The following is a 6,790-nucleotide window of genomic DNA, read 5'->3' as shown; positions in this document are numbered from 1 at the left end:
GACTCGAACCCCTGACCCCCACCATGTCAAGGTGGTGCTCTAACCAGCTGAGCTACGCGCCTTCGAACGAATCGAAGCCTCGCAGTATAGCAGTTCCTGGCCGCTCTATTTGCGCCGCACCATGCGAACGCCGTTCACGTCTCCCACCACGGCCATGGCGCGCGCCACCTGCCGGGCGTCTGCCACCTCGATGGTGAAGGTCATCCAAGCCACGCCCCTGACGGACTGGGTCTGTACCCCGATCACGTTCATCTTCTCGCGGGCGAAGACGTCGGAGATGTCGCGCAACAGGCCCTGACGGTCGACAGCCTCGATGGCCACGTCGACGGGGTACACCGCCTGAGAGCCGCCACGCGCGTCGTCGCGACCGGCCCAATCGACCTCGATCACGCGGTCCGGGCTCTTGCGCACCAGGTGCGCGAAGTCGGTGCAGTCGGCACGGTGAATGCTCACGCCCTTGCCTCGCGTGACGAAGCCGCGAATCTCGTCGGGCGGTGCGGGCCGGCAGCACTTGGCGAGCTGGGTCATCAGCGAGCCCACGCCCACCACCAGCACGTCGCCCTTGGGGCTTTCCTGGCCGCGACGCGGCTTGCGCACCCAGCTGCTGGGCTCGGGCGTGGCCTCGGGTTCGGGCGGGCGCAACTGGGTCTCGATCGAGCGCAGCGACAGCTCATCCTTGCCGACCAGCTCGAAGAGCTCGTCGGCGGAACCCAGGCCCATTTCAATGGCCAGGTCCTCGAACTTGAGCGCCGTGCGGCCTTCGCGCTGCAGCAGCTTTTCCACCGCCTCTCGCCCGCGCGCGATGGTCTCGGCCAGTGCCTGGGCGTTGAACCAGGCGCGCACCTTGCTCTTGGCGCGGTGGCTCACCAGATAACCCAACTCGGGGTTGAGCCAGTCACGCGAAGGGCCGCCGTCCTTCACGGACACGATCTCCACCGTCTGGCCGTTCTGCAGCGCCGTGTTCAGCGGCACCATGGCGCCGTCGACCTTGGCGCCGCGGCAGTGGTGGCCCAGGTCGGTGTGCACGGTGTAGGCAAAGTCGACCGGCGTGGCGCCCTGCGGCAGTTCAACGATGGCGGCGTTCGGCGTGAGCACGTAGATGCGGTCGTCGAACAGGCCCTGGGCGGTGCCGCTGAGGTCGCGCTCCCAGGCCAGCAGTTGGCGCAGCACGGCGATCTTGGCGTCGTACTCGGAGTTGGCCGTGACGCCCGAGTAGCCTTTGGCACCCGCTTCCTTGTAGGCCCAGTGCGCGGCCACGCCGTGTTCGGCGTGGTCGTGCATGGCCTGGGTACGGATCTGGATCTCGAAGGCCCGCCCCTGGGCGTCGCGCACCACCGTGTGCAGGGACTGATAGCCGTTGGGTTTGGGCTTGGCGATGTAGTCGTCGAACTCATCCGCCACCGGCGTGAAGTGCTCGTGCACGAAGGACAGCACGGCGTAGCAGTCAGCGGTTTCGAGCACGATCACGCGCAAGGCCCGGATGTCGAACACCTGCTCGAAGTCCAGCGCCTTGCCCCGCATCTTCTTGACGATGCTGTAGATGTGCTTGGGCCGGCCTTGCACCATGGCGGCGATACCCTGCGCCAGCAGCGCGCGCTGCAGGTCCTCGCGCACCTGCTCGACATGCGCCTCGCGCTCGGCGCGCTTTTCGTCGAGCAGCTTGGCCACGTTCTTGTAGGTCTGCGGCTCCAGGAAGCGGAAGGCCAGGTCTTCCATCTCCCACTTGATCTGCCAGATGCCCAGCCGGTTGGCCAGGGGCGCGAACACATGCAGGGATTCGCTGGCCAGCAGTTCACCCGGATCGCCCTTGATGGAGGCGAAATAGCGCAGCGTCTGCAGACGCGAGGCCAGGCGCAGCATCACCACGCGCAGGTCGCGCGAAAAGGCGAGCAGCATCTTGCGCACGTTCTCGGTCTGGCTGGCCGCGAGCTCGGACACGGGCGCCTTGGACAAGCCCGGCGCGGGCTGGCCCGCGTCTTGGGCAGCCAGGCGTTCCTCCTGCTTGCGCGCGAGCTTCTCCGCCGCCTTCAGACGCGCCTGCCGCTGCAACTGGACGAGCTTGGTGGTCTCCAGCGCCAGCGCGGCGTGCTGCTCGCCGAAGGCTTTGGCGATGACCTCCTGCGGCCGGTTCAGGTGCTGGCAGGCATACACCAGGTACACCACCGACTGCATGGCCTCGGACCCGCCGATGTCGGCCAGGATGCGCGCCACCGCCTCGGCGTGTGCCCAGGTGTTCTCACCCGTGTCCAGGCACTCGCCTTCCAGCAGGGGCTCGGCAAAGGCACGGGCGCGCGCCAGCGCATTGGCCTGCTGAGGCAGGCCCGCGGCGGTGGCGGCCACGATCGCGGCCGTGGCCGGCGCCGCGTCGTCCAACGAGGGGTTGGCCCGCTTCATGGCGAGAGCAGGAAGTCGAGCACGGCGCGCACCTGATCGTCGGCCATCAGCGTAGGCGCGTGACCCACGCCGGCGAAGCTCACGCAGCGCGGGCGCGGCCCGCGGGCCTGCATGGCCCGCACGGTGTCCATGCTGAGCAGGTCCGAGTCCTCGCCACGCAACACCAGGGTGGGCGCGGCGATCGCGTCGTACAGGTCCCACAGCGCGGCCTCGCCGGCGCGCACCGCCTCACGCAGCGCCTGCGTTTCCACGCCCTGCGTCATGGCCTTGAACGGCAGGGCGATGGCCGGGTCGTAGTGCAGGCGCACGCGCCCGCCGCGCTCGCGCAGCATGGGCAGGGACAGGGCCCGCCATTGCTCGGGCGTGTGGGGGCCGAAGCCCTTGGAAATGCTGGCCAGGTAGTCACTCGCCGCCTGCATGGAGTCGAAGTCGGGGTCCAGGCCCAGGTAGGTGCCGATGCGCATGAGCGCTTCCCACTGCACCACGGGTCCCACATCGTTCAGCACCAGGCGCGTGGGCGCCAGCAGCGGCTGCGCCGCCACACCCATGCCGATGAGTCCTCCCATGCTGGTGCCGACCCAGTCGATGCGCACGCCGGGTCGCTGCGCGCGCAACTGCTGCAGCAGCACGGCAAGGTCGGCCACGTAGGTGGGCACCTGGTAGGCCATGGGGTCGGCCAGCCAATCGCTGTGCCCGCGCCCCGCCACGTCCACCGCGACCACGCGGCAGAACGGTTGCAGCGCGCGCGCCAGGGTGTCGAAGTCGCGCCCCTGGCGCGACAGACCGTGCACGCAGACGACCACGTGATCGTCGCGCCCGCCGGTGCTGCGCCAGTCCCACCAAGCCATGCAGCGCGGGCCGCCTTCACGGGCCGCGGCCCCACCGACGACGGTGTGCTGGAGTTGGGGTTCGGTCATGGTGCGGCTCGGGGCTGGCGTCCGCCATCCATAATGCATGGCAGCACGTCGAACCAATCGTAATGGAACTGGAGTAACCCATGCTCACCGGGAAAACCGCACTCGTCACCGGATCCACCAGCGGCATCGGCCTCGGCATCGCCAAGGCCCTCGCACGCCAGGGCGCCAATGTCGTGCTCAATGGTTTCGGTGACAGCGCCGGCCCACAGGCCGAGGTGGCGGCACTGGGCGCCAAGGTCGGCTACCACGGTGCCGACATGAGCAAGCCGGCGGAGATTGAGGACATGATGGCCTACGCGGCCAAGACCTTCGGCCAAGTGGACATCCTCGTGAACAACGCGGGCATCCAGCACGTCGCCAGGGTGCAGGACTTCCCGGTCGAACGCTGGGACGCGGTGATCGCCATCAACTTGTCCAGCGCCTTCCATACCTCGCGTCTGGCCCTGCCGGCCATGCTCAAGGCCAACTGGGGACGCATCATCAACGTGGCTTCGGTACATGGGCTGGTGGGATCGGCGGAGAAGTCGGCGTACGTGGCGGCCAAGCATGGCATCGTGGGCCTGACCAAGGTGACGGCCCTGGAAACCGCCACCTCGGGCGTCACCTGCAACGCCATCTGCCCGGGTTGGGTGCTGACGCCGCTGGTGCAGAAGCAGGTGGACGCGAAGGCCGCCGCGCTGAAGCTTTCGAACGCGGAAGCCACCAAGCTGCTGCTGGGCGAGAAGGAGCCCTCGATGCAATTCACCACGCCCGAGGAGCTGGGCGAACTGGCGGTGTTCTTCTGCTCGCCCGCCGCCGGCAACGTGCGCGGCGTGGCCTGGAACATGGACGGCGGTTGGGCCGCCCAGTAAGGCCTCAGCGCATTTGGATGGCGCCAGACACCGTGATGCTCACGGTGCTGGTGCCGGCGGCCACCGGAATGGCGGCGTCGCTCGCGGCCGCCTTGGCCTCCATGGCCATCATGCGCGGCATGGGTCGCTCGGGCATCTCGGCCGAGCTCACCGACACATCGCGCAGCGTGTAGCCGCTGAAGCCAAAGCCCTTGGCGATTTCACTGGCGCGCGCGCGAAAACGCTCAATGGCCTGCGCCTGCACCTGGGACTCCAGCGCCTGACGCGCTTCGCGCGAGAGCGAGAAGCCCATGTTGGAGACGGTGAGGGTCTGCACGCGACCAGCCACCGCGCTCACGTTGGCGATGTCGCGGCCCTCGATCACCACCTCGGCCTGACCCTGCCAGCCGCTGATGCGGCCATTGCTGCCATAACGGGGGTAGAGGCGCAGGTTGCCGGTGCGCACCTCCAGTTGCTGAGGCTTGGCCTGCGGCTGGGCGATCGCCAGCGCGGCATCCACAGCCACCTTGAGCTGATTCTGCACAGTAGCGGCATCGCTGCCCTCGCGGGTGGTGCTCAACACCACGGTGAGCCAGTCTTGCGGCACTTCCAGGTGGCCGCTGGCGGAGAGGCTCACCACATTGGCGGGCACCTCGGGCGCCTGCGCCAGCGCAACCGGCGAAGCGGCCACGGCGGCCATGAGGCTGAGAGCGGAAGCGGCGCGGCGAACCGCAGCCGCCGAGCGGGCGGGCAGATAGGGCATGGGCATGTGTGCTGGTTTTTTCAGGGCTGGCGATGGGACTCGAAGGGCGGTTGCACCCTGAGCTGCTCGCGCAGGCGCTGACGCTCCTCCACGGACAGCCGGAAAGGCTTGCCGCCGTCGTCCATGTCGTCAAAGGGTTGGCGCAGGGCATCGCGCAGCCGCATGGGCGCACGCGCCTCGCCACCATCGATTGAGATCGGCACCACCGTCACCGCCGCGGCGTCGGCGCCGATCACGCCGGCGTCGCGCGGACGCTCCGGATTGGCGTAAGCCAGACCCGCGGTCAAGCAAGCGATGGTTCCCATCCAAACGGACTTCATGGTGTGGAGGAGTATGAACAGAAGCCCGATTGTGCGAGTGAGGCCCGGGTCAAGCGAATGGCATGCGGGGCAACATCTGTAACAGCCTGTCAAAAAACCAAAAAACGAGCGTTGACAAGCACTTGCCGCTGCCAAAATCGGCTTTGTTACATTTATCGGAAGTTGCTCCCATGCCACAGAACCACCCCCGCCCCAACAAGGTTCTCGTCGTCGATGACGACGTGCGCATCCGCGACCTGCTGCGCCGCTACCTGATGCAGGAAGGCTTCGAAGTGATGCTGGCCGAAGACGGCAAGGCCCTGAACAGGGTCCTGCAGCGCGACGCCGTAGACATCATCGTGCTCGATCTGATGATGCCCGGCGAGGACGGGCTGTCGATCTGCCGCCGCCTGCGCGCCAATGGCGACCGCACGCCCATCATCATGCTGACCGCCAAGAGCGAGGACGTGGACCGCATCGTGGGCTTGGAGGTCGGCGCCGATGACTACCTCGGCAAACCGTTCAATCCGCGGGAACTGCTGGCCCGCATCCACGCCGTGCTGCGCCGCCGCCCGCCGGCCGAGGTGCCCGGCGCGCCCTCGCAGGACGCCGAGGTGGTGAAGTTCGGCCCCTACGAATTCGATCTGAGCCTGCGCACCCTGCGCAAGGACGGCAACGACCTACCCTTGACCACTGGCGAATTCGCCATGCTCAAGGCCCTGGTGCGCCACCCGCGCCAACCGCTGTCGCGCGAGAAGCTGGCCCAGTTGGCGCGCGGACGCGAATTCGAGCCCTTCGACCGCAGCCTGGATGTGCAGGTCTCGCGCCTGCGCAAGCTGATCGAGGACGACGCATCCTCGCCGCGCTACCTGCAGACGGTATGGGGCGTGGGCTACGTGTTCGTGCCGGACGGCAACACCTGATGGACAGCGAATCACGCGTACCGTTCGAGACCGAACCCACCGCGCTGGAAACCGCCCCGGCCCCGCTGGAGGTGCGGCCCACGCGCGGCGTGAGCCTGTTCTGGCGCACCTTCTTCTTTCTCACGCTGCTGCTCACGGGCTGCATCATCGCGTGGCTGCAAACCTTCCGCGCGCTGGAATATGAGCCGCGCGCCCTGCAAAGCGCGCAGCAGCTCGCTTCGCTGGTGAACCTCAGCCGCGCGGCGCTGATTCACTCGGATTCGATCGCGCGCGTCTCGCTCATCAAGACCCTGGCGTCCGAGGAAGGCCTGCGCATCGCTCCGCGCGAGCCCAACGACACCTTCCAGCTCTACGACACCGACCTGCTCAGCCGCAACGTGGCCGGACAGTTGAAGGCCCGCCTGGGGCCGGACACGGTGGTGGCGCGAGAGGTCAATCACCAGGCGGGGCTGTGGATCGGCTTCTCGATCGACGGTGACCCGTACTGGCTGCTGACCGACCCTTCGCGCATCGGCCCGGTGGCGGGCACCACCTGGCTGATCTGGCTGGGAACGGCTGCCCTGCTCTCTCTCGCTGGCGCCGCGCTCATCGCGCGCCTGATCAACCGGCCGTTGAAGAAGCTCTCCTTCGCGGCCAGTCGCGTGCGCGAGGGCGACTTCAACGC

General features: G+C 67.9%; 6 protein-coding genes and 1 pseudogene. 3 read left to right on the top strand and 4 right to left on the bottom strand.

The annotated features are described in order from the left end of the window. Positions 1 to 105: 105 nt before the first annotated feature. Both BGO22_RS18015 and BGO22_RS18010 read right to left on the bottom strand, forming a co-directional pair. The gene (locus tag BGO22_RS18015) at positions 106 to 2,394 is read right to left on the bottom strand and encodes a RelA/SpoT family protein (RefSeq protein WP_070399989.1); all 2,289 of its coding nucleotides are present in this window, start codon (positions 2,392 to 2,394) and stop codon (positions 106 to 108) included. Continuing rightward, the gene (locus tag BGO22_RS18010; protein WP_070399988.1) at positions 2,391 to 3,311 is read right to left on the bottom strand and encodes an alpha/beta fold hydrolase; all 921 of its coding nucleotides are present in this window, start codon (positions 3,309 to 3,311) and stop codon (positions 2,391 to 2,393) included. Before BGO22_RS18010 ends, BGO22_RS18015 begins: the two co-directional genes overlap by 4 nt. An 80-nt stretch (positions 3,312 to 3,391) precedes the next feature. Between BGO22_RS18010 and BGO22_RS18005 the strand changes: the two genes are divergently transcribed. Further along, positions 3,392 to 4,162 (top strand): 3-hydroxybutyrate dehydrogenase, encoded by a 771-nt coding sequence (locus BGO22_RS18005; protein ID WP_070399987.1) that lies wholly within the window; start codon positions 3,392 to 3,394, stop codon positions 4,160 to 4,162. 4 nt (positions 4,163 to 4,166) lie between these two features. Here the strand turns inward: BGO22_RS18005 and BGO22_RS18000 are convergent, their stop codons facing one another. Further along, on the bottom strand, positions 4,167 to 4,910 hold the full coding sequence (locus BGO22_RS18000; protein WP_070399986.1) for an SIMPL domain-containing protein: 744 nt from the start codon (positions 4,908 to 4,910) through the stop codon (positions 4,167 to 4,169). A gap of 14 nt (positions 4,911 to 4,924) precedes the next feature. Continuing rightward, on the bottom strand, positions 4,925 to 5,224 hold the full coding sequence (locus BGO22_RS17995; protein WP_139147081.1) for a hypothetical protein: 300 nt from the start codon (positions 5,222 to 5,224) through the stop codon (positions 4,925 to 4,927). A 170-nt stretch (positions 5,225 to 5,394) separates the two neighbouring features. Here BGO22_RS17995 and ompR point away from each other — a divergent pair, with 170 nt between their 5' ends. Both ompR and BGO22_RS17985 read left to right on the top strand, forming a co-directional pair. Beyond that, positions 5,395 to 6,126, top strand: coding sequence for an osmolarity response regulator transcription factor OmpR (gene ompR, locus BGO22_RS17990; RefSeq protein WP_070399984.1), 732 nt, complete (start codon positions 5,395 to 5,397; stop codon positions 6,124 to 6,126). After that, a pseudogene (locus BGO22_RS17985) lies at positions 6,126 to 6,790 on the top strand (two-component sensor histidine kinase); the annotation flags it as partial. The gene ompR and the pseudogene BGO22_RS17985, both read left to right, overlap by 1 nt.

The sequence above is a fragment of the Hydrogenophaga sp. 70-12 genome (genome assembly GCF_001897365.1).
GTDB lineage: Bacteria > Pseudomonadota > Gammaproteobacteria > Burkholderiales > Burkholderiaceae_C > Hydrogenophaga > Hydrogenophaga borbori.
Note: the sequence above shows the minus strand (reverse complement) of the source record. Positions and strands in the feature narration are given on the sequence as shown.

Coding starts and splice junctions, on each gene's coding strand:
- BGO22_RS18015 (WP_070399989.1), bottom strand. CDS start 2,394: ATGAAGCGGGCCAACCCCTCGTTGGACGACGCGGCGCCGGCCACGGCC.
- BGO22_RS18010 (WP_070399988.1), bottom strand. CDS start 3,311: ATGACCGAACCCCAACTCCAGCACACCGTCGTCGGTGGGGCCGCGGCC.
- BGO22_RS18005 (WP_070399987.1), top strand. CDS start 3,392: ATGCTCACCGGGAAAACCGCACTCGTCACCGGATCCACCAGCGGCATC.
- BGO22_RS18000 (WP_070399986.1), bottom strand. CDS start 4,910: ATGCCCATGCCCTATCTGCCCGCCCGCTCGGCGGCTGCGGTTCGCCGC.
- BGO22_RS17995 (WP_139147081.1), bottom strand. CDS start 5,224: ATGAAGTCCGTTTGGATGGGAACCATCGCTTGCTTGACCGCGGGTCTG.
- ompR (WP_070399984.1), top strand. CDS start 5,395: ATGCCACAGAACCACCCCCGCCCCAACAAGGTTCTCGTCGTCGATGAC.